The sequence below is a fragment of the Streptomyces sp. NPDC059851 genome, assembly GCF_042732005.1.
GTDB lineage: Bacteria > Actinomycetota > Actinomycetes > Streptomycetales > Streptomycetaceae > Streptomyces.
In genome coordinates, this window is sequence record NZ_JBHWJJ010000059.1 from 1 (window position 1) to 22,660 (window position 22,660).

The window sequence follows — 22,660 nt, forward strand, 5'->3', positions numbered from 1 at the left end:
ACCCGGGCCCGGCCCGTTCCCGTTCCCGTTTCCGTTTCCCGTCCCCGGTCCGCTGCCCGCCCGCCCTCGTGGGGGCCGCTCCCCTGCGGGGCCGGTACCCTCCCCGCCCCTTCACCGTTTCTGCCCTCAATCGCCGGGCGGGCTGGATCGCGCCGCCTGGGCACGGCCCCTGCCGGGCGGGCGGGGAGATCGGTGCCGGCGGGGGGGCGTGGTCGGGGGAGCGGGGTCGGGTGGGGGTGGCCGGGGTCTTCCGGCGGTTGAGGGCTTCCGTGGGCGGTCGGTGGCGTCGGTAGGGTGGGGCTGCGCAGGGGGACGGTAGCGCAGAGGTCGTCGCGCCTTCTCAGCAAGAGGGAGGACGCCGGTTCGAATCCGGTCCGCTCCGCTGCGTGCAGGTAGAGCCAACGAGAACGGCGCCCCCCGGATCGGGGGGCGCCGTCGTGGTGTGCCGGTTACGCCTTGCGGAGGCGGAAGGCGAGGGTGAGCGGGTCGTCCGTGAACGGGGAACCGTACGAGGCGTCGGCCTCGCCCCGGGCGAAGTCCGTGGCCAGGACCTCGTCGGCGATCAGCCCGGCGTGGTCGGTCAGGGCCGTGACGACCTCCGGGTCGGTGGCGGACCACCGCAGGGCGATCCGGTCCGCGACGTCGAGGCCCGAGTTCTTGCGGGCCTCCTGGATGAGGCGGATCGCGTCCCGCGCCAGTCCGGCGAGCCGCAGCTCCGGGGTGATCTCCAGGTCCAGGGCGACCGTGGCGCCGGAGTCGGAGGCCACGGACCAGCCCTCGCGCGGGGTCTCCGTGATGATGACCTCCTCCGGGGTGAGGGTGACCGGCTCGCCGTTCACCTCCACCGTGGCCCCGCCCGAGCGGAGCGCGAGCGACAGGGCCGCCGCGTCCGCCGCGGCCACGGCCTTCGCGACGTCCTGGACGCCCTTGCCGAACCGCTTGCCGAGCGCCCGGAAGTTCGCCTTCGCCGTGGTGTCGACGAGCGAGCCGCCGACCTCGGACAGCGACGCCAGCGAGCTGACGTTCAGCTCCTCGGTGATCTGGCCGTGCAGCTCGGCGGAGAGGGCCTCGAAGCCGCTGGCGGCGACCAGGGCCCGCGAGAGCGGCTGGCGTGTCTTGACCCCGGACTCGGCGCGCGTGGCGCGGCCCAGCTCGACCAGGCGGCGGACCAGCAGCATCTGCTGGGACAGGACCGGGTCCACGAGCGCCGCGTCCGCCTCGGGCCACGAGCTCAGGTGCACGGACTCGGGCGCGTCCGGGCTGACCGGGACGACCATGTCCTGCCAGACCCGCTCCGTGATGAAGGGGGTGAGCGGGGCCATCAGGCGGGTGACCGTCTCGACCACCTCGTGCAGGGTGCGGAGCGCGGCCTTGTCGCCCTGCCAGAACCGGCGGCGCGAGCGCCGCACGTACCAGTTCGACAGGTCGTCGACGAAGGCGGACAGCAGCTTGCCGGCGCGCTGGGTGTCGTACGCCTCCATGGCGTCCGTGACCTCGCCGACCAGCGTGTGCAGCTCCGAGAGCAGCCAGCGGTCCAGCACCGTGCGGTCGGCCGGCGCCGGGTCTGCGGCGGAGGGCGCCCAGTTCGACGTACGGGCGTACAGGGCCTGGAAGGCGACCGTGTTCCAGTACGTGAGGAGGGTCTTGCGGACGACCTCCTGGATCGTGCCGTGGCCGACGCGGCGGGCCGCCCACGGCGAGCCGCCGGCCGCCATGAACCAGCGGACCGCGTCGGCACCGTGCTGGTCCATGAGCGGGATCGGCTGGAGGATGTTGCCCAGGTGCTTGGACATCTTGCGGCCGTCCTCGGCCAGGATGTGGCCCAGGCAGACGACGTTCTCGTAGGAGGACTTGTCGAAGACCAGCGTGCCGACCGCCATCAGGGTGTAGAACCACCCGCGGGTCTGGTCGATCGCCTCCGAGATGAACTGCGCCGGGTAGCGCTTCTCGAAGACTTCCTTGTTCTTGTACGGGTAGCCCCACTGCGCGAAGGGCATCGAGCCCGAGTCGTACCAGGCGTCGATGACCTCCGGGACGCGGACCGCGGTGTGCGAGCAGCCCTCGGCCGTGCAGGGGAAGGTCACGTCGTCGATGTACGGGCGGTGCGGGTCCAGGGACGAGTGGTCCCGGCCGGACAGCTCCGACAGCTCGGCGCGGGAGCCGACGCAGGTGAGGTGGCCCTCCTCGCAGCGCCAGATGGGCAGCGGGGTGCCCCAGTAGCGGTTGCGGGACAGCGCCCAGTCGATGTTGTTGTTCAGCCAGTCGCCGAAGCGGCCCTGCTTGACCGACTCCGGGAACCAGTTCGTCCCCTCGTTCTCCCGCAGCATCGCGTCCTTGACGGCGGTGGTGCGGATGTACCAGGACGGCTGCGCGTAGTAGAGCAGCGCGGTGTGGCAGCGCCAGCAGTGCGGGTAGCTGTGCTCGTAGGCGATGTGCTTGAAGAGGAGGCCGCGGGCGCCGAGGTCGGCGGTCAGCTTCTCGTCGGCCTTCTTGAAGAAGACGCCGCCGACCAGCGGGACGTCCTCGGCGAAGGTGCCGTCGGGGCGGACCGGGTTCACGACGGGCAGGCCGTACGCGCGGCAGACCGCGAGGTCGTCGGCACCGAAGGCGGGCGCCTGGTGGACCAGGCCCGTGCCGTCCTCGGTGGTGACGTAGTCCGCGTTGACCACGAAGTGGGCGGGGGCGTCGAAGGGAACGAGCTCGAAGGGGCGCCGGTAGGTCCAGCGCTCCATCTCCTTGCCGGTGAAGGTCTGGCCGGTGGCCTCCCAGCCCTCACCGAGGGCCTTCTCCAGCAGCGGCTGGGCGACGACCAGCTTCTCCTCGCCGTTGGTGGCGACGGCGTACGTGACCTCGGGGTGCGCGGCCACGGCCGTGTTGGAGACCAGGGTCCACGGGGTGGTGGTCCACACGACGAGGGCGGCCTCCCCGGCGAGCGGGCCGGAGGTCAGCGGGAAGCGCACGTAGACCGAGGGGTCGACGACGGTCTCGTAGCCCTGGGCGAGCTCGTGGTCGGACAGTCCGGTGCCGCAGCGCGGGCACCAGGGGGCGACGCGGTGGTCCTGGACGAGCAGGCCCTTGTTGAAGATCTCCTTCAGCGACCACCAGACGGACTCGACGTACTCGGGGTCCATGGTCCGGTACGCCTCGTCGAGGTCGACCCAATAGCCCATGCGGGTGGTGAGCTCGGCGAACGCGTCGGTGTGGCGGGTCACGGACTCGCGGCACTTGGCGTTGAACTCGGCGATGCCGTAGGCCTCGATGTCCTGCTTGCCGTTGAAGCCGAGCTCCTTCTCGACGGCGAGCTCGACGGGCAGGCCGTGGCAGTCCCAGCCGGCCTTGCGGGCGACGTGGTAGCCGCGCATGGTGCGGAAGCGGGGGAAGACGTCCTTGAAGACGCGGGCCTCGATGTGGTGCGCCCCGGGCATGCCGTTCGCGGTGGGCGGGCCCTCGTAGAAGACCCATTCGGGGCGGCCCTCGGACTGCTCCAGGGTCTTGGCGAAGGTCTTGTTCTCGCGCCAGAACTCGAGAACGGCGTGTTCCAGGGCGGGCAGGTCGACCTGGGCGGGTACCGGGCGGTACTGCGGCGGTGTGGTCATGAGGCTGAACTCTTCCTCCGGCGGTGTGGCGCTTCCGTCCGGAGGGACGAGAGCCGCCGCCTCCTTCGTCGAGGACGCGCTCCCGCGGTACCACCCTCCTTGGCCACCGGACGGGTCCGGCGGCCCCCTCATTGGGGTGCGAAGCCGGTTCTACTCGCCGTACGGGCTCCGCGTGGGCCCGTGGCGGCTTTCTTCCGGCGGCTCAGGGGTGATCCTTCACGTCGCGCTCGCCCCCGGGCTCTCACCGTCCCCGGGTCGCTCATGGCTGCGTCCGACGCTACTCGTCCCCGTCCATGCCTTTCGCTGGGGCCAGTGTACGGGGCGGGGGCGCGGCCGGCAGACCGGTTTTCGGCGGGTCGCGGTGGGGCGTGACGGGGGCGGGGGCGTGACCCGAACGGTCCGGCACCGCGGCGCGGGACGCGGCGGCCCGTCAGGGGCGGATTACCCGGGCGTGGGCTGGGCACAACGGATGCAGGTCGGCCGGGGCGGACGCGTGCCCCGTTGCCGAGGGACGGGAGGCGATTTATCGTTCCGGCACGATTCGCGAGCAAGGTCACAGTATGTGAAGGGGCCGCGGCCATGGTGGCGAAGAAGACCGCCGGGAGTACTCCCGAGAAGGCTGTCGACAAGGCCGCCGCGAAGGCCTCGTCGGCCGGGGGCGCGGCTCCGGCCCGGAAGGCGGCCGGCGCGGTGCGGAAGGCCGACGGGGCGACGGCGAAGACCGCCGGCAAGGCGCCGGTGAAGACGGCCGTGAAGGCGGCGGCCGGGAAGACCGCGGCGGGGAGGACCGCGGCGGCGAAGACGACCGCGAAGACGGCGGCGGTGAAACCGCCCGCGAAAGGGGCCGCGAAGACCACCGGCGCGAAGACCACGACCGTGAGGACCACCACCGTGAAGACCGGGGCGGTGAAGTCCGCCGCCGGCAAGAACACCGCCGGCAGGAACACCGCCCGAAAGCCCGCGGCGGTCGCGAAGAAGACCGCGGAGAAGACCGCGGAGAAGACCGTGAAGAAGACCCCGACCACCGCGGGGAAAGCCACGGCCGCCCCGGCCGCGGCCGAGGCGGCGGCGCAGGCCGCGCAACAGACGGGAGCCCGGAAAGTGGTTGCCAGGAAGAGCACCGGCACGGCCAGGAAGACGGCTGGGGCCGCCACCAGCGGGCTGCCGAAGGCGAGGGCCACCACGGCCCCCGCCGCCCCCGGCGAGCTCGCCGTACGGCCCGGCGAGGACCCGTGGACCCCGGAGGAGGTCGCGGAGGCGCGGACCGAGCTGGAGACCGAGGCGGAGCGGCTGCGTGACGAGCTGCTGGCCTCCGAGGAGGCGATCACGGGCCTGATGCGGGATTCCGGCGACGGCGCGGGCGACGACCAGGCCGACACCGGGACCAAGAACATCACCCGCGAGTCCGAGATGGCCCTCGCGGCGAACGCCCGCGAGATGCTGGAGCAGACCGAGCGGGCCCTGGAGCGGCTGGACGCGGGCACGTACGGGCTCTGCGAGAGCTGTGGGCGGCCCATCGGCAAGGCCCGTATGCAGGCCTTCCCCCGGGCCACGCTCTGCGTGGACTGCAAGCAGAAGCAGGAGCGGCGGCACTAGCCCGCGGACCGGGACGGCCGGGCCCGGGCGGGGCCGGCGCAGCACGGGCCGGCGGGCGAGCCCGGGGGACCCTGACGTACCCTCGTGTCTGGTCAGGGTCCAGGAACCTGACAGGGCTGTGTCATCGCAACCCGGTTCGCGCTAGTTCGAGGGACTCACGTGGCAGAGGCGGAGCGCATCATCGGTACGCCGGAGGTCGGGGACGACGCCCAGCCCGAGCCCGCGGCGCCCAAGGGGCGCCGGCGGATCACGGCGCTGCTGGTCGTGGCGTTCCTCGCGTACCTGGTGGACCTGGGCACCAAGATGGTCGTCGTGGCGAAGCTGGAGCACCAGCCGCCGATCCGGATCATCGGCGACCTGCTGAAGTTCGAGGCGATCCGCAACCCCGGAGCGGCCTTCGGCTTCGGCGAGGCCTTCACGATCATCTTCACCGTGATCGCGGCCACCGTGATCGTGGTGATCGTCCGGCTCGCCCGCAAGCTGTACAGCCTGCCCTGGGCTATCGCGCTGGGTCTGCTGCTCGGCGGTGCGCTGGGCAACCTGACCGACCGGATCTTCCGGTCGCCGGGCGTGTTCCGGGGCGCTGTGGTCGATTTCATCGCGCCCGCGCACTTCGCCGTCTTCAACCTCGCCGACACCGCCATCGTGTGCGGCGGCATCCTGATCGTGCTGCTCTCGTTCAAGGGCCTGGACCCGGACGGCACGGTCCACAAGGACTGAGGAGCGGAGCGGGCCGGGTCCGGCCCCGCGCAGCGTCCGGCATACTCGACGGGTGAGTACGATTCCCGAGATCCGCACCCTGCCCGTTCCCGACGGCCTCGAAGGCGAGCGCGTCGACGCCGCCATCTCCCGCATGTTCGGGTTCTCCCGGACCAAGGCCGCCGAGCTCGCCGCCGCGGGGAAGGTCTCGGTCGACGGCAGCGTCGTCGGGAAGTCCGAGCGCGTGCACGGTGGCGCCTGGCTCGAAGTGGAGATGCCCGCCCCGCCGCGTGCGGTCGAGGTCGTCGCCGAGCCGGTGCCCGGCATGGAGATCATCCACGACGACGACGACGTCGTGGTCATCATGAAGCCCGTCGGCGTCGCCGCCCACCCGAGCCCCGGCTGGACCGGGACCACCGTCATCGGCGGCCTGGCCGCCGCCGGCTACCGGATCTCCACCTCCGGCGCCGCCGAGCGCCAGGGCATCGTGCACCGCCTCGACGTCGGCACGTCCGGCCTGATGGCCGTCGCCAAGTCGGAGCGCGCCTACACCTCGCTGAAGAACCAGTTCCGCGAGCGCGTCGTGGACAAGCGCTACCACGCGCTCGTCCAGGGCCACCCGGACCCGATGAGCGGCACCATCGACGCGCCCATCGGCCGGCACCCCAGTGCGGACTACAAGTGGGCCGTGACCCAGGACGGCAAGCCGTCGGTCACCCACTACGACCTGATCGAGGCCTTCCGTGCCGCCTCGCTGTTGGACATCAAGCTGGAGACGGGGCGCACCCACCAGATCCGCGTCCACATGTCCGCCCACCGGCACCCGTGCGTCGGCGACCTCACCTACGGCGCCGACCCGACCATCGCCAAGCGCCTGAAGCTGACCCGCCAGTGGCTGCACGCGGTGCGCCTCGGCTTCGAGCACCCGGCGGACGGGCAGTGGGTGGAGTTCGAGAGCAAGTACCCGGACGACCTCAAGCACGCGCTGGACGTCATCCGCGCCGAGAGCGAATGAGCCGGGAGCACGGGGCCTTCACCGTCCGGCGGGCCGTCTCGCCGGAGGACCTGAAGGCCTGTTCCGCGGTGCGGACCGAGGTGTTCGTCGTCGAGCAGTCCGTCCCGGAGTCGATCGAGTACGACGCGTACGACGCCGGCGCCGTCCACGTGCTGGCCGTGGCGCCGGACGGCAGCCCGCTCGGCACCGGCCGGCTGCTGCACGGGCCGGCCGCCCTCGCCAAGACCGGCGACCCCGAGGTCGGCTCGCTCGGCCGGCTCGCGGTGACCGCCGCTGCCCGCGGGCTCGGCGTCGGGGCCGCCCTGGTCCGGGCGATCGAGGCGGAGGCGGCGGAGCTCGGGCTCCGCGCGGTCGACCTGGGGGCGCAGACGCACGCCCTCGGCTTCTACGAGCGCCTCGGGTACGAGGCCTACGGGCCGGAGTTCGAGGAGGCGGGCATCCCGCACCGCTCGATGCGGCGCACCCTGCCGTAAGCGCTCCGCGGGAAGTGGCCCCGACGGGGCGGCGCTCGTCCGCGGGGATCCCGACGGCCGGCCCGCGTCCGCTCAGCCGGCGGCGGCTGGGCCGCGGCCGTCCGCCGGGTCCGGGGTGCCGTCGGAACCGGTGCCCCCGGTTGCCCCGGCGGCGCCCGGCGGGGGTGTGGCCGCGGAGGTGGCGATGCGGGGGAGGGCGTACGGGTGCCGGTCCACCAGCCAGGCGAGCATGCGCTCGCGGACCGCGCAGCGGACGGTCCAGATGTCGGAGGCGTCCTTGGCGGTGACAACGGCGCGGACCTGGACGGTGTGCGGTGTGGTGTCCGTCACGGCCAGGCTGCCGGTCCGGCCGTCCCACTCCGGCACCTCCTCCAGGATGTGCCGGAGCCGTTCGCGCATCCGCTCCAGCGGGGCGCTGTGGTCGAGGTGCCAGAAGACGGTTCCGGTCATCTCGGCGCCGCCGCGCGACCAGTTCTCGTACGGCTTGCTCGTGAAGTACGACACGGGCATGGTGATCCGGCGCTCGTCCCAGGTGCGGACCACGAGGAACGTGAGGGTGATCTCCTCGACGGTGCCCCACTCCCGGTCCACGACGACGGTGTCGCCGATGCGCACCGTGTCGCCGAAGGCGATCTGCAGGCCGGCGAAGAGGTTGCCGAGCGTGGACTGGGCGGCGATGCCGGCGACGATGCCGATGATGCCCGCCGAGGCCAGCAGGGAGGCGCCGACCGTCCGCATCGCCGGGAAGGTCAGCAGCATGGCCGCGGCCGCGATCACCCCGACCGCCGCCGTGACCACCCGCTGGATCAGCGTGACTTGGGTGCGGACGCGGCGCACCCGCGCTTCGTCCGAGGTCCGGTCGGCATAGCGGGCGTACGCCGAGTCGACGACCGCCGTCGCGATCCGCACCAGCAGCCAGGCCGCCGAGGCGATCAGTACGAGGGTGAGGGCGCGGCCCACGGCTTGGGCGTGCGCGGGCAGGATCCGGGCCCCGCGGTACGCCCCGTAGAGCAGGGCGGTGGCCAGCGTGAGCCGGAACGGGGTGCGGCAGCGGCGCAACAGCCCCCACAGCGGGGTTTCGCCGTGCCGGTCGTCGGCGCGGCGCAGCAGCAGGTCCAGCAGCCAGCCGGCGACGAGGGTGACGGCCAGTACGCCGCCGAAGACCAGGGCCGGGCGCAGAACGGTGTCCGTGTCCATGGGCGTGAACCTAACCGCAGCGGGCGCGCGGAAACTGGCACGATGGTGTGCATGAACATCGTGCTTTTCCATTCGACGTACGGGCTGCGGCCCGCGGTGCACGCGGCGGCCGACCGGCTGCGTGCCGCCGGGCACCAGGTCCAGGTGCCGGACCTCTTCGAGGGTCGCACCTTCGGGACCGTCGAGGAGGGCACGGCGTACCGGGACGAGACCGGCCGCGACGAGCTGCTCAGGCGCGCCGTGGCGGCCGCGGCACCCCTGTCCGACCAGGGGCTCGTGTACGCGGGCTTCTCCTTCGGCGGCTCCCTCGCCCAGCACCTCGCCCTGGCCGACGAGAAGGCGCGCGGGCTGCTGCTCCTGCACGGCACGGCCGACTTGGAGGAGGACGCCGCGGTCGACGACCTGCCGGTGCAGCTGCACATCGCCGATCCGGACCCGTTCGAGCCGCACGACTGGCTGACGGCCTGGTACCTGCGGATGCGGCGGGCCGGCGCGGACGTCGAGGTCCACCGCTACCCGGGGGCCGGGCACCTGTTCACCGACCCGGACCTCGACGACTACGACGCGGAGGCCGCGGAGCAGACCTGGAAGGCGGCGCTCGCCTTCCTCGACAGCCTGTAGTCGCGAGGGGTCGCGGCAGCGGGAGCCGGAACGCGCCACGAGGGGCAGGGCACACGGTGTGCCCTGCCCCTCGCGCGTCATCCGTAATCAGGCCCGGTCAGGCCCGGTGAAGCCGCTCAGGCGCGGTAGGCGCTCCACATGCTCTGCATGCGGGCCACCTGGCCGGCGGTGAACTGGTACATGCAGGAGTCGTACGTGTAGTCCATGAAGTTGTGGATCGGGTCGGCGCCGGCCTTGCTGGCGCAGCTGTCGCGGCCGGTCGGGCACTCGTACGCGGCGCTCTTCTCGGCCGGGGTGTCGGCGACGGAGTCACCGCTACCGTTGCAGCCGCCCTGGAAGGTGTGGTAGAGGCCCATCCAGTGGCCGACCTCGTGGGTGGCGGTGTCGCCCTCGTTGTAGTTGGCGGCGGAGCCGCCCGGCAGCGAGGAGTTGAGCAGGACCACGCCGTCCATCTTCGGCTGGGAGGCGTAGGAGCTCGGGAAGGTCGCCCAGCCGAGCAGGCCGCCGCCGAGGTTGGCCGTGTAGACGTTCAGCGCGTCGGAGCCGCCCTTGCGCAGGGCGTTCTTCATGTCCTTCTCGGCCTGGGAGCCGTGGGACACGCCGTACCAAGAGGCGTTGTCGGTGTAGTCGGTGGAGACCAGCTGGAACTGGTAGCCGGAGTTGACGTTGCCGGTGCCCTGGCCGCTGTAGGCGGAGTTGAGGACGGCGAGCTGGTTGTTGATGTCCGTGGCGGACAGCTTGCCCTGGGTGCCGTTGTGGATGACGTGGAAGTACACCGGGATGGTCGTCGCGGCGGTGGCCTCGGCGGCGCGCATCTGGCGCTGCGGGCCGAGTTGGGCGAGCTTCTTGGCCAGGTCGGCGTCCATGGCCTTGACCTGGGCCTCCGTCACCTCGTTGGGCTCCGCGGCGTGCTTGTCGTGCGGGCGGGCGACGCGCGCGTCGGCGGGGGCGCCGGAGGCTTCCTCGACGCACTGCTCGGCGCCGGTCGGCGCGGCGGCGGCCAGGGTGGTGGGGGCGGAGACGGGGGCGAACGCCAGGGCGCCGGCCAGGACGGCGGGGGCCATGAGGCGGCGGCGGAGCATGGGGGATATGCGGGCGGAAGCGCGCACGTTGAACTCCTCGCGAGCGTGGTGGGGGGTGAGGGATTTCCTCACGCTGGCGCGAAGCTTATGTGTCCATGTCATGCATCTAGCAAGACCTGTAAGTAAAAGATTTGTTGCTTGTGAGGTCGAAGGGGCGCTTGGTCTGCACCAAGCGCCCCTTACTGGAGTAAATTTGAGGATTCGTCAGTCAGGGCCGCGTCAGCGGACCGGCGCCCAGACCCGTTCCACCTTCTGGCTGCCGTTCAGCGTGCGGTACGAACGGGACCACGCCGAGGTGGCGTCCTGCCTCCGCTTGTCCGAAACGACGTAGTAGTCCATCTGCGAGCGCTCGGCCGTCACGTCCAGTACGCCGTACCCGTGCGCGTCCATGTCGAGCCACTTCACGTGCCAGTTCGCGGCCTTGATGGCGGCTTCGGCCGCCAGTGAGGCGGTGTTGGCGGGCACGTGCAGGATGTCGTCGATGTTGTCGGAGGTCACCGACGTCACCACGAACTCCGTCGCGGCGGTCCCCGAGCCCGGGTACGTCGCCGTGTTCACCGGGACCTCGTTGGCCCAGGCCATGTGGATGTCGCCGGTCAGGAACACCGTGTTCTTGATGTTCCGGTCCTTCAGGTGGCCCAGCAGCTCCTTGCGGTCGTCGGTGTACCCGTCCCACTGGTCCGTGCTGATCGCTATCCCGCCCTCCGGCAGGCCGAGGAGCTTAGCGAGCGGCGCCAGCAGGTGCGCCGGCAGGGACCCGAACGCGACCGGGGAGATCATCACCGAGGTGCCGACCAGCTTCCAGGTGGCGTTCGAGCCCGCCAGGCCCGACTTGAGCCAGTCCAGCTGGGCGCGCCCGGTGATCGTGCGCTCCGGGTCGTCCACCGCGCCGCTGCCCACCTTGACCTGCTGGGAACGGAAGCTGCGCAGGTCCAGCAGGTGCAGGTCGGCGAGGGAGCCGAAGCGCAGGCGGCGGTACACCGTGCCGGCGGTCGAGGTGCGCACGGGCATCCACTCGAAGTACGCCTGCTTGGCGGCGGCCGAGCGGGCCACCCAGTCGCCCTCGGTCCCCGGCGTGTGGTTCTCGGCGCCGCCCGACCAGGCGTCGTTGGCGAGCTCGTGGTCGTCCCAGATGGCGACGACGGCGTGCGCCGCGTGCAGGGCCTGGAGGTCGGCGTCCGTCTTGTACTTGCCGTGCCGGGCCCGGTAGTCGGCGAGGGTGGTGATCTCGTGCAGCGGCTCGTGGCGGCGGACGACGTACTTCGCCTCGGGGTAGCCCCCGCTCGGGTACTCGTAGATGTAGTCGCCGAGGTGCAGGATCGCGTGCAGGTCGCTGCGGGCGGCCAGGTGGCGGTACGCGGAGAAGTAACCGGACTCCCAGTTGGCGCAGGAGACCACGCCGAAGCGGACGCCGGGGGTCGCCGCGTCGTGGCCGGGAGTGGTCAGGGTGCGCCCGACCGGGGAGACGGCCGCGCCGGCGGTGAACCGGTAGAAGTACGGGGTCTGCGGCTTCAGTCCGCGGACGTCCGCCTTGACCGTGTGGTCGGAGGCGGCGGTCGCGGTGACCGTGCCGCTCGCGACGACCCGGGTGAACGCCCGGTCCTCGGCCACTTCCCAGCCCACCTGGGTGGCGGGGCCGGTCCCGGAGCCGGGTACGGCCTCGGGGACGGGCGTGACGCGGGTCCACAGCAGGATCCCGTCGGGGAGCGGGTCGCCGGAGGCGACGCCGTGCAGGAAGGCGGGTCCGCCCGCGGCTGCGGAGGCGGGGGAGATCCCCAGGGCGGCCGTCGCGAAGGGCGTGAGCGCCGCGGTGGCGGCAGCGGCCTTGACGACCGTACGGCGGCGGGGAGTTGCCGCGGTGTGGGAGGTGAGTTGACTGGTCACGGATGGTCATATTACTGGCGGGTATAACCGTGGGTACACCCTTGGGAAAGCAACGAGCGGACGAACTCCAGGAGTTCGCCCGCTCGTTGTTCAGGCCGGGTTCCCGGCCGTCCGCGCTCAGCCCGCGATGGCCTTGTCCACCGCCGCCGTGAACTCGTCCGGGTTCATCTTGACCTCGATCTTCTTGCCGTCCATCTTCAGCGACGGGGTGCCCTCCAGGCCCGCCTTGTCGAAGACCTTCGACATCTCGATCGCCCACCGGTTGTACGTGCCGGCCTCGACCGCCTTCTTGAACTCGGCGTTGCCCTTGAGCGCCGGGACCTGGTCGGCGACCTTCAGCAGGTACTCGTCCTTGCCGAACTTGTCGTCCCGCTCGTCGGGGTGGTTCTCCTGCGCGTACAGCGCCGCCTTGTACTCGGTGAAGGCCTCGGGGCTGACGTTCAGGGCCGCGCCCAGCGCGCTCAGGGCGTTCTTCGAGCCGCTGCCGCCGAAGCCCTTGTCGAGGAAGGTGGCGCCGACGAACTGGAGCTTGTACTTGCCCGCGTCGACGTCCTTCTTGATCTGCGGGCCCACCTTCTGCTCGAACTGGGAGCAGACCGGGCAGCGGGCGTCCTCGTACAGCTCCAGCGTCTTCTTCGCGTCGGCCTTGCCCACGACGACGGTCGTGCCGTTCTCGCCCGTGGTGTTCTTCGGGGCGACCAGCTCGGCCGTCGCGGCCTTCTCCCACTCGTCGGGCTGGTTGGCCTGGACGACGGCGTAGCCGATGCCGCCGGCCAGGGCGAGGATGCCGACGACCGCGCCGGCCACGACGAGCTGGCGGCGGGCCTTGTCCTTCTTCGCCTGCTTCTCGCGTTCGATGCGCAGCCGCTCGCGGGCCGCCGCCTTGTTGGCCTGGCTGTTGCGTGCACTCATGGTGATCTCCGTGGGGTGTGACCTGGGATGAAGGGGGGGGACGTGCCGTACGGATGTCAGGCGCGCACGAGCGCGCCGCGTACGGGAGGCCCCCGGAGCCCCACGGAATGGACGGGGAAGCGGGTCCGGACGGCCGGGCCCGTAGGAGCCGGGCGCGGGCCGCGCCCGGGCGGGCGGCCGGCACCCACCCCCGCCGAGGCCGCCGCCAGCAGCAGCGGCCGGAACGCGAGGGCGGCCACCGCGCGCAGCAGCTGCCCCAGCGCCCGCTCGCCGTACCGCAGCCAGACGGAAGCCAGCAGCCCGACGAAGACGTGTGCGCCGAGCAGCAGCCACGGGGTCCACGACCCGGCCGGGGCGGGCAGGGCCGCGGGATGGCCGACGGGACCGGCCATCTCGGCGAGCGGGCCGCCCAGCGGTGTCCCGCCGCACAGTTCGTGCAGGCCCAGCGCGCGCAGCGGGCCGGACACCGGGCCGCCGGAGGGCCCGTAGCAGACGTGCTGGCCGGCGGTGAAGACGGTGTCGGCGGCCAGCTCCAGCGGGACCAGCAGCCCGGCGATGGGGCCGAGGCCCCGCTCGCGACCCGCCAGCGCGAAAGCGATGAGGAACACGGAGGCGAAGGCCCCGGCGGCCGGCGCCGGCGGCAGCGGCACCCCTGCGATCAGGACGTGCGAGCCGGCCGAAAGCAGCACGACGGCCGCGCTGAACAGCGCGGCCCGCAGCCCTCTCAGTCCTGCTCCTGATATGTCCATCGCGGCGAGTCTGCCATGACTTTCTGTGAACGCAGGGCTCCGGGGCTGCGGGCGGGCCCGGCTACGGCCGGATCCGGCCGTTGCGGAACAGGTCCACGAAGAGCTGGTGGTCGGCGCGGGCGCGGGCCCCGTAGGCGTGCGCGAAGTCCACGAGGAGCTCGGCGAAGCCCTCCTCGTCGGTGGCGATCGCGGCGTCGATGGCCCGCTCCGTGGAGAAGGGGACGAGGCTGTGGCCGCTCTCCGCCTCGTCGGCCGAGGCGTGCATGGTCGCCGTGGCCCGGCCCAGGTCCGCGACCACGGCCGCGATCTCTTCCGGATCGTCCAGGTCCGACCAGTCCAGGTCCACCGCGTACGGGGAGACCTCGGCCACCAGCTGGCCGGCGCCGTCCAGCTCGGTCCACCCCAGCCAGGGGTCGGCGTGTGCCTGGAGGGCGCGCTGGGAGATCACCGTGCGGTGCCCCTCGTGCCGGAAGTACTCCCGCACCGCCCGGTCGGTGATGTGCCGGGACACGGCCGGGGTCTGCGCCTGCTTGAGGTAGATCACGACGTCGTTCTCCAGGGCGTCGCTGTGGCCCTCCAGCAGGATGTTGTACGAGGGCAGGCCCGCCGAGCCGATGCCGACGCCCCGGCGGCCCACCACGTCCTTGACCCGGTAGGAGTCCGGGCGCACCAGGGACTCGTCGGGCAGGGTCTCCAGGTACGCGTCGAAGGCGGCCAGGACCTTGTAGCGGGTCGCCGCGTCGAGCTCGACGGAGCCGCCCCCGGCGGTGAAGCGGCGCTCGTAGTCCCGGATCTCGGTCATGGAGTCCAGGAGGGCGAAGCGGGTGCGGGAGCGGGCCGAGCGCAGGGCGTCCAGCAGCGGGCCCTCGGAGGTGTCCAGGGTGAAGGAGGGGGGCTCCGGCACGTCACCGGGCTTGGCACCGGAGGCCAGCACGTGGACCCGCTCCCGGTAGGCGGCGGCGTAGATCCGGACCAGCTCGCCGATCTGCTCGTCGCTGAGCGCCTTGGTGTAGCCGATCAGGGCCACGGAGGCGGCGAAGCGCTTGAGGTCCCAGGTGAAGGGGCCGACGTACGCCTCGTCGAAGTCGTTGACGTTGAAGACGAGGCGCCCGGTGGAGTCCATGTACGTGCCGAAGTTCTCGGCGTGCAGATCGCCGTGGATCCACACCCGGCCGGTCCGGTCGTCCAGGTAGGGCCCGCCGTGCCGCTCGCGCTCCAGATCGGCGTAGAAGAGGCAGGCCGTGCCCCGGTAGAAGGCGAAAGCGGAAGCGGCCATCTTCCGGAACTTCACCTGGAAGGCGGCGGGGTCGGCGGCGAGCAGCTCGCCGAAGGCGGTGTCGAAGACATCCAGTATCTGTTCGGCGCGCTGTTCGTTCGCCGTCTCGGGGACCGCCATGGCGGGTTCCTCCTGGTGCACGGGCTGGACTGGTTCCGACCGACTGGACGCCGTGCGGGACCACCTGGTTCTGCAACGCCCGACCGTACCGTCAGGTGCCCGGAACGTGTCACCCGTGGGACGTAGGATTCGAAGCTGCCCCCTACCCCCGCCTCCGGAGGTCCCGCGCCGTGACCAAGACGCCGTTCACGCACCTGCACGTCCACACCCAGTACTCGCTGCTGGACGGTGCCGCGCGGCTGAAGGACATGTTCAACGCGTGCAACGAGATGGGCATGACGCACATCGCCATGTCCGACCACGGCAACCTGCACGGTGCGTATGACTTCTTTCACTCCGCGCAGAAGGCCGGGGTCACTCCGATCATCGGCATCGAGGCGTACGTCGCGCCCGAGTCCCGCCGCAACAAGCGGAGGATCCAGTGGGGCCAGCCGCACCAGAAGCGGGACGACGTGTCGGGCTCCGGCGGCTACACCCACAAGACGATCTGGGCGGCGAACGACACCGGCCTGCACAACCTCTTCCGGCTTTCCTCCGACGCGTACGCCGAGGGCTGGCTCACGAAGTGGCCGCGCATGGACAAGGAGACCATCGCCCAGTGGTCGGAGGGCCTGATCGCCTCCACCGGCTGCCCCTCCGGCGAGGTGCAGACGCGACTGCGCCTGGGCCAGTTCGACGAGGCGGTCAAGGCGGCCTCGGACTACAAGGACATCTTCGGCGAGGGCCGCTACTTCCTGGAGCTGATGGACCACGGCATCGAGATCGAGCGCCGGGTCCGCGACGGACTGCTGGAGATCGGCAAGAAGCTCGGCATCCCGCCGCTGGTCACCAACGACTCCCACTACACGTACGCGCACGAGGCGGGCGCGCACGACGCCCTGCTCTGCATCCAAACCGGCAAGAACCTCTCCGACCCGGACCGGTTCCGGTTCGACGGCTCCGGCTACTACCTGAAGTCCACCGAGGAGATGTACGCCATCGACTCCTCGGACGCCTGGCAGGAGGGCTGCGCCAACACGAGGCTGGTGGCGGAGCAGATCGACACCGAGGGCATGTTCAAGTTCCGGAACCTGATGCCGAAGTTCGACATCCCGGAGGGCTACACCGAGGTCACCTGGTTCCGCGAGGAGACCATGAAGGGGATGCACCGCCGCTTCCCGGGCGGCATCCCCGAGGACCGCATGAAGCAGGTCGAGTACGAGATGGACACGATCATCTCGATGGGCTTCCCCGGCTACTTCCTCGTGGTCGCCGACTTCATCATGTGGGCCAAGAACCAGGGCATCGCGGTGGGCCCCGGCCGAGGCTCCGCGGCCGGGTCGATCGTCGCCTACGCCCTGGGCATCACCGACCTCGACCCGATCCCGCACGGGCTGATCTTCGAGCGGTTCCTGAACCCCGAGCGCATCTCGATGCCCGACGTCGACATCGACTTCGACGAGCGTCGGCGCGTCGAGGTGATCAGGTACGTGACCGAGAAGTACGGCCAGGACAAGGTCGCCATGATCGGCACCTACGGCACGATCAAGGCGAAGAACGCGATCAAGGACTCCGCGCGCGTCCTGGGCTACCCGTACGCCATGGGCGACCGGCTCACCAAGGCCATGCCCGCCGACGTCCTCGGCAAGGGCATCCCGCTCTCCGGCATCCTCGACCCCTCGCACCCGCGCTACAGCGAGGCCGGCGAGATCCGCGCGATGTACGAGAACGAGCCGGACGTGAAGAAGGTCATCGACACCGCCCGCGGCGTCGAGGGCCTGGTCCGCCAGATGGGCGTGCACGCCGCCGGCGTGATCATGTCCAGCGAGCGGATCACCGACCACGTGCCCGTCTGGGTGCGGCACACCGACGGCGTCACCATCACCCAGTGGGACTACCCGAGCTGCGAGTCGCTCGGCCTGCTGAAGATGGACTTCCTCGGCCTGCGCAACCTGACGATCATGGACGACGCCGTCAAGATGGTGAAGGCCAACAAGGGGATCGACATCGACCTCCTGGCCCTCCCGCTCGACGACCCCAAGACCTTCGAGCTGCTCCAGCGCGGCGACACCCTCGGCGTATTCCAGTTCGACGGCGGCCCCATGCGCTCGCTGCTGCGCCTGATGAAGCCCGACAACTTCGAAGACATCTCCGCCGTGTCCGCCCTCTACCGGCCGGGCCCGATGGGCATGAACTCGCACACGAACTACGCGCTGCGCAAGAACAAGCAGCAGGAGATCACCCCGATCCATCCCGAGCTGGAGCAGCCGCTCGAAGAGGTCCTCGCGGTCACCTACGGCCTGATCGTCTACCAGGAGCAGGTGCAGAAGGCCGCCCAGATCATCGCCGGCTACTCGCTCGGCGAGGCCGACATCCTGCGCCGCGTCATGGGCAAGAAGAAGCCCGAGGAGCTGGCCAAGAACTTCACGATCTTCCAGGAGGGCGCCCGGAAGAACGGCTACAGCGACGAGGCCATCCAGGCCCTCTGGGACGTGCTGGTCCCCTTCGCCGGCTACGCCTTCAACAAGGCCCACTCCGCCGCCTACGGCCTGGTCTCCTACTGGACCGCCTACCTCAAGGCCAACCACCCGGCGGAATACATGGCCGGTCTGCTCACCTCGGTCAAGGACGACAAGGACAAGTCCGCCGTCTACCTGAACGAGTGCCGCCGCATGGGCATCAAGGTGCTCCCGCCGAACGTGAACGAGTCGGACTCGAACTTCGCCGCCCAGGGCGACGACGTGATCCTCTTCGGCCTCACCGCCGTCCGCAACGTCGGCCAGAACGTCGTGGACTCGATCATCAAGACCCGCAAGTCCAAGGGGAAGTACTCTTCCTTCCCTGACTTCCTCGACAAGGTCGAGGCCGTGGTCTGCAACAAGCGCACCATCGAATCGCTGATCAAGGCCGGCGCCTTCGACGAGATGGGCCACACCCGCAAGGGCCTCGTCGCCCAGCACGAACCGATGATCGACAACGTGGTCGCGGTCAAGCGCAAGGAGGCCGAGGGCCAGTTCGACCTCTTCGGTGCCATGGGTGACGAGGGCGGTGACGAGCCCGGCTTCGGCCTCGACGTCGAGTTCTCCGACGTCGAGTGGGAGAAGTCCTACCTGCTCGCGCAGGAGCGCGAAATGCTCGGCCTGTACGTCTCCGACCACCCGCTCTTCGGCCTGGAGCACGTCCTGTCCGACAAGACGGACGCGGGCATCTCCCAGCTCACCGGCGGCGAGCACTCCGACGGCGCCGTCGTCACCATCGGCGGCATCATCTCCGGCCTCCAGCGGAAGATGACCAAGCAGGGCAACGCCTGGGCCATCGCCACCGTCGAGGACCTCGCCGGCTCCATCGAGTGCATGTTCTTCCCGGCCACCTACCAGCTGGTCTCCACCCAATTGGTCGAGGACGCGGTCGTCTTCGTCAAGGGCCGCCTCGACAAGCGGGAGGACGTGCCCCGGCTGGTCGCCATGGAGCTGATGGTCCCCGACCTGTCCTCGGCCGGGACGAACGCGCCGGTCGTCCTCACCATCCCCACCGTCAAGGTCACCCCTCCGATGGTCACCCGGCTGGGCGAGATCCTCCGCCACCACAAGGGCAACACCGAGGTCCGGATCAAGCTCCAGGGCCCCCGGTCCACTACCGTGCTGCGCCTCGACCGGCACCGGGTCCAACCCGACCCGGCCCTCTTCGGCGACCTCAAGGTGCTCCTCGGGCCGTCCTGCCTGGCAGGCTGACGGCGGACGGCTGCCGGAGGACCGCCGGGCCCGTACCGGCCCCGTACCCGCCGGCGCACAGCAGTAGAGGGCGCGTCCCGGAACCCTTCCGGGCGCGCCCTCGTGCGTCTGCCCCCGCGTCCGCGGCGCCGGGCGGCGGCGTCAGTTGTGGCCGAAGCGCTTCTGCTTGCCCTTGCGCGCCATGTCCATCGGACTGGGGGACGACGAGGACGACTCGGACGACGTCTCGTGCGAGCTCTTCGACGGCTCCTGCGAGGACGAGCGGGCCTGCTGCTTCGGCTGCTTCTGGTTCTTGTTCTTGGCCATGGTGGAGCCTCCGTGAGGGTCTAGGGGCCAGGACCGCCTTCACACTCACACAGCACCACAAACCGCGCATTTTGGATCTTTCCCGGGGGTGACCGGCCGCCCGCGCCGCGAAAATCAGTGAGATACGCCACGCCGATGATCCAGTTCCGGCCGTCAACACCCGTGCGGTCGGGCAGACTCGGGGAAACCAGAGGACCCCCACGGAAGAGGTGGAACGCGTGGACCGCTGCGTCGTCCTGGTGGACGCCGGCTATCTGCTGGGCGCCGCCGCCAGCCTTCTCGCGGGTGAGCCCTCCCGCTCCCGCATCACCGTCGACCACGCCGCCCTCATCCACGGCCTGCGCGAACGGGCCGAGGCCGACACCCAGCAGCCCCTGCTGCGCATCTACTGGTTCGACGGTGCACCCGACCGGGTTCCCCAGCCCGAGCACCGCCGGCTGCGCGTCATGCCCCGGGTCACCGTCCGGTTGGGCGCCCTGACCCGCAGCGACGGCCGATGGGCGCAGAAGGGCGTGGACGCGGCCATGCACGCCGAGCTCACCGAGCTGGCCCGCAACCGCGCCTGCTCCGACGTCGTCCTCGTCACGGGCGACGGAGACCTCCTGCCCGGCCTGATGTCCGCCAAGGAACACGGCGTCGCCGTCCACCTGTGGGCCGTCCAGGCCGCCGACGGCGACTACAACCAGTCCGAGGACCTCGTCGCCGAGGCCGACGAGCGCCGCGTCCTGGACCGCGCCTGGATCACCCGGGCCGTCCGTGCCAAGGACCTCACCGGCCTGTGCTCCCCGCCGCCCGCGCCGCGCCCCGAGATCGCCGCGATCCTCTCCGCCCCGCTGCCCGAGGCGGCCCTCGCCGAGGCCGCGCGCAGCGCCGCCGCCGCCAACGCCCCGGCCCAGGCCACCGTCCCGGCCGCCCCCGAGGCCGGCGCGGCACCCGTGCCCGCCCCCGCCGTCGGCGGCAGGGCCGTACCGACCCCCAAGGACCTCGCCGGCTCGCTGCGCGCCCCCGGCCACCAACCCGGCCCGCACTCCGGCCACGGGGTCACCCCCTCCCCGGCCAGCGCCCTGCGCTGGTCCTCCGACAAGGGCTGGATCGACCGGCCCGGCCCGCTCGGTGAACCCGCCGAGACCGCCTCGCTGCCCACCCTCGCCCAGCTCACCAGCGCCGAACAGCGCTGGGCCGACCGCGAGGAGGACATCACCACCGTCGGCGGCGACCCGTTCGAGGTCGGCCAAGTCTTCGCCCGGCGCTGGATGGAACGCCTCCCCGAAGCCGTCCACCTGCAGAAACTCGCCACCATGTACCCGCGGATCCCGCACCGGATCGACGGGGAGCTGCTGCGCTACGCCGCCCGGTTCGGCCTGCTCGCCCACAAGGACGACCAGATCGACGAACACGACCGCTACGCCATCCGCGCCGGCTTCTGGCGGGAGATCGACGTCCGCGCCGCGGCCGAGCGCGTACCCGGGGCGCCGGCCACCGCGCCGGGCGTCGCGGCGACCCCGGCGCCCGAGTAGGCCCCGGGGCCGCGTAGGCTGCTCCCTCGTGAGTACGGGCACAGCACGAGCGAGACCGCAGGGCAGCCGCAATACGACGGCGGCCGCGGCGGCGCCGGCGGCCGACGGCGTGGTCTGCACCGTGCGTGACCTGGTCAAGACGTACCCCGCCGTACGCGGCCGGCGGGGGACCCCCGCCCTGCCCGAGACCCGCGCCAACGACCGGATCTCCCTGGACGTCCGGCGCGGCGAGGTCTTCGGCCTGCTCGGCCCCAACGGCGCCGGCAAGTCCACCCTGGTCCGGCAGCTCACCGGACTGCTGCGGCCCGACTCCGGCTCCGTGGACCTGCTCGGCCACGACCTCGTACGCCATCCCGAACGGGCGGCCCGGCTCCTCGCCTACCTCGGCCAGGAGTCCACCGCCCTCGACGAGCTCACCGTGGCCCTCGCCGCCGAAACCACCGGGCGGCTGCGCGGCCTCGGCGCCCGCGACGCCCGCGACGCCCGCGACGCCGTCCTGGAGGAGCTCGGGCTGACCGAGATCGCCGGGCGGCCCCTGAAGAAGCTGTCCGGCGGGCAGCGGCGGCTGGCCTGCTTCGCCGCCGCCCTGGTGGGGGAGCGGCAGGTGCTGGTCCTCGACGAGCCCACCACCGGCATGGACCCCGTGGCCCGGCGGGCGGTGTGGTCGGCCGTGGACCGGCGGCGCGCCCGGAACGGCACCACCGTCCTGCTCGTCACCCACAACGTCATCGAGGCCGAGACCGTCCTCGACCGGGTCGCCGTCATCGACCAGGGCAAGGTCATCGCCTGTGACACGCCCGCCGCGCTGAAGGCCCGGGTCTCCGACGAGGTCCGCCTCGAACTCGTGTGGCGGACCGCGCCGCCGCTGGACGTGCCCGAGGTCGCCGCGCTCGCCGCGACGGCCGCGGAGTCCGGGCGCCGGTGGGTGCTGCGGCTGCCGCCCGACGAGGCGCGGGCCGCGGTGGCCGCCGTGACCGGCGGGCCGGCCTTCGCCGCCCTCGACGACTTCAAGCTGGCGACCCCGAGCCTGGAGGACGTCTACCTCGCGCTGGGCGGGCGCACCACGAAGGGCCTGGTGAAGTCGTGACCACTACCGACGCCGCCGCAGCCACTGGCGACGCAGCCACTGGCGCCGCCGGGGCGTGCGCGCTGGCCCCCCGGGCCCGGTTCCTCCCCTCGCTGGCCGCCGTGTACCGGGCACAGCTGTCCCGGGCCCGGGTGGCGCGGATCCCGCTGCTGTTCGTGGCCACCTTCCAGTCCGTCGGGATCATGGTCCTGATGCGGGGCGTGGTCGACGGCGGCACGGAGGCGCAGGCCGTCGTGGCCGGATCCTCGGTGCTGGTCGTCGCGTTCGTCGCGCTGAACCTGCTCGCCCAGTACTTCGGGCAGTTGCGGGCCGGCGGCGGCCTGGACCACTACGCGACGCTGCCCGTCCCGCCCGCCTCGGTGGTGCTGGGCGCGGCCGCCGCGTACGCCTCCTTCACCCTGCCGGGCACCTTGGTCACGGCGGTCTTCGGCTGCCTGCTGTTCGGACTGCCGATGGGCGGGCTGTGGATCCTGGCCGCGGTGGTGCCGCTGGCCGGAGCCGCGCTGGCTGGGCTCGGCGCGGCCCTCGGCCTGCTCGCGCCGCGGCAGGAGCTGGCCACACTGGCCGGGCAGCTCGGCATGTCGGCGGCGCTGCTACTGGGCGTGCTGCCGCCCGAGCGGATGCCCGAGGTGATCGTGTGGGCGCGGGACCTGCTGCCGTCCACGTACGGGGTCGAAGCCTTCGCCCGGACCTTCGCCCCCCACCCCGACTGGGCCGTCGTCGTCGCCGACCTCGCCGTGTGCGGAGCCGTGGGCGTGCTGTCGCTGTCCGTCGCCACCTGGGCGTACCGGCGGGCCGCCGTCCGCTGACTCCGGTTCCG

At 71.7% G+C, this 22,660-nt stretch carries 17 protein-coding genes and 1 tRNA gene; 10 read left to right on the forward strand and 8 right to left on the reverse strand.

Translation table 11 applies throughout. The annotated features are described in order from the left end of the window. Positions 1–309 precede the first annotated feature (309 nt). A tRNA-Ala gene (locus ACFV7Q_RS20780) sits at positions 310–382 on the forward strand. Positions 383–449: 67 nt separating this feature from the next. Here the strand turns inward: ACFV7Q_RS20780 and ileS are convergent. After that, positions 450–3,596, reverse strand: a complete 3,147-nt coding sequence (ileS, locus tag ACFV7Q_RS20785; RefSeq protein ID WP_385430361.1) for an isoleucine--tRNA ligase — start codon at positions 3,594–3,596, stop codon at positions 450–452. Between the two features lie 579 nt (positions 3,597–4,175). On the opposite strand from ileS, the gene ACFV7Q_RS20790 reads away from it, so the two are divergent. From ACFV7Q_RS20790 to ACFV7Q_RS20805, 4 genes are all read left to right on the forward strand, one after another. Beyond that, positions 4,176–5,192 (forward strand): TraR/DksA family transcriptional regulator, encoded by a 1,017-nt coding sequence (locus ACFV7Q_RS20790; RefSeq protein ID WP_385430363.1) that lies wholly within the window; start codon positions 4,176–4,178, stop codon positions 5,190–5,192. A gap of 159 nt (positions 5,193–5,351) precedes the next feature. Further along, a complete protein-coding gene (lspA, locus tag ACFV7Q_RS20795; RefSeq protein ID WP_385430364.1) occupies positions 5,352–5,912 on the forward strand; it encodes a signal peptidase II in 561 nt (186 codons plus the stop codon). Positions 5,913–5,964: 52 nt separating this feature from the next. Then, positions 5,965–6,906 (forward strand): RluA family pseudouridine synthase, encoded by a 942-nt coding sequence (locus ACFV7Q_RS20800; RefSeq protein WP_385430366.1) that lies wholly within the window; start codon positions 5,965–5,967, stop codon positions 6,904–6,906. Next, a complete protein-coding gene (locus ACFV7Q_RS20805) occupies positions 6,903–7,379 on the forward strand; it encodes a GNAT family N-acetyltransferase (protein WP_385430368.1) in 477 nt (158 codons plus the stop codon). The genes ACFV7Q_RS20800 and ACFV7Q_RS20805 overlap by 4 nt, the downstream gene beginning before the upstream one ends. A 72-nt stretch (positions 7,380–7,451) precedes the next feature. On the opposite strand, the gene ACFV7Q_RS20810 is transcribed toward ACFV7Q_RS20805, so the two are convergent. Further along, a complete protein-coding gene (locus ACFV7Q_RS20810; protein WP_385430370.1) occupies positions 7,452–8,576 on the reverse strand; it encodes a mechanosensitive ion channel family protein in 1,125 nt (374 codons plus the stop codon). 51 nt (positions 8,577–8,627) lie between these two features. Here ACFV7Q_RS20810 and ACFV7Q_RS20815 point away from each other — a divergent pair, with 51 nt between their 5' ends. Further along, positions 8,628–9,197, forward strand: coding sequence for a dienelactone hydrolase family protein (locus ACFV7Q_RS20815; protein WP_385430372.1), 570 nt, complete (start codon positions 8,628–8,630; stop codon positions 9,195–9,197). Between the two features lie 116 nt (positions 9,198–9,313). Here ACFV7Q_RS20815 and ACFV7Q_RS20820 read toward each other — a convergent pair whose 3' ends face one another. The 5 genes from ACFV7Q_RS20820 to ACFV7Q_RS20840 form a co-directional block, all read right to left on the reverse strand. Further along, positions 9,314–10,261 (reverse strand): zinc metalloprotease, encoded by a 948-nt coding sequence (locus ACFV7Q_RS20820; protein WP_385430440.1) that lies wholly within the window; start codon positions 10,259–10,261, stop codon positions 9,314–9,316. A 237-nt stretch (positions 10,262–10,498) separates the two neighbouring features. Continuing rightward, entirely contained in the window at positions 10,499–12,163 is a 1,665-nt protein-coding gene (locus tag ACFV7Q_RS20825) for an alkaline phosphatase D family protein (protein ID WP_385430374.1), read from the reverse strand. Between the two features lie 117 nt (positions 12,164–12,280). Next, the gene (locus ACFV7Q_RS20830) at positions 12,281–13,075 is read right to left on the reverse strand and encodes a thioredoxin domain-containing protein (protein WP_385430376.1); all 795 of its coding nucleotides are present in this window, start codon (positions 13,073–13,075) and stop codon (positions 12,281–12,283) included. 56 nt (positions 13,076–13,131) lie between these two features. Continuing rightward, on the reverse strand, positions 13,132–13,824 hold the full coding sequence (locus ACFV7Q_RS20835) for a hypothetical protein (RefSeq protein WP_385430378.1): 693 nt from the start codon (positions 13,822–13,824) through the stop codon (positions 13,132–13,134). A gap of 61 nt (positions 13,825–13,885) precedes the next feature. After that, on the reverse strand, positions 13,886–15,220 hold the full coding sequence (locus tag ACFV7Q_RS20840) for a DUF2252 domain-containing protein (protein WP_385430380.1): 1,335 nt from the start codon (positions 15,218–15,220) through the stop codon (positions 13,886–13,888). Between the two features lie 170 nt (positions 15,221–15,390). On the opposite strand from ACFV7Q_RS20840, the gene dnaE reads away from it, so the two are divergent. Next, a complete protein-coding gene (gene dnaE, locus ACFV7Q_RS20845; protein WP_385430382.1) occupies positions 15,391–18,930 on the forward strand; it encodes a DNA polymerase III subunit alpha in 3,540 nt (1,179 codons plus the stop codon). A gap of 141 nt (positions 18,931–19,071) precedes the next feature. On the opposite strand, the gene ACFV7Q_RS20850 is transcribed toward dnaE, so the two are convergent. Further along, entirely contained in the window at positions 19,072–19,236 is a 165-nt protein-coding gene (locus tag ACFV7Q_RS20850; protein WP_385430384.1) for a hypothetical protein, read from the reverse strand. A 209-nt stretch (positions 19,237–19,445) separates the two neighbouring features. Here ACFV7Q_RS20850 and ACFV7Q_RS20855 point away from each other — a divergent pair, with 209 nt between their 5' ends. The 3 genes from ACFV7Q_RS20855 (at position 19,446) to ACFV7Q_RS20865 (ending at position 22,649) form a co-directional block, all read left to right on the forward strand. Further along, positions 19,446–20,753, forward strand: a complete 1,308-nt coding sequence (locus tag ACFV7Q_RS20855; protein WP_385430386.1) for an NYN domain-containing protein — start codon at positions 19,446–19,448, stop codon at positions 20,751–20,753. A gap of 121 nt (positions 20,754–20,874) precedes the next feature. Next, positions 20,875–21,840, forward strand: a complete 966-nt coding sequence (locus tag ACFV7Q_RS20860) for an ABC transporter ATP-binding protein (protein WP_385430442.1) — start codon at positions 20,875–20,877, stop codon at positions 21,838–21,840. Beyond that, positions 21,837–22,649, forward strand: a complete 813-nt coding sequence (locus ACFV7Q_RS20865) for an ABC transporter permease (RefSeq protein ID WP_385430388.1) — start codon at positions 21,837–21,839, stop codon at positions 22,647–22,649. Before ACFV7Q_RS20860 ends, ACFV7Q_RS20865 begins: the two co-directional genes overlap by 4 nt. Positions 22,650–22,660: the final 11 nt, after the last annotated feature.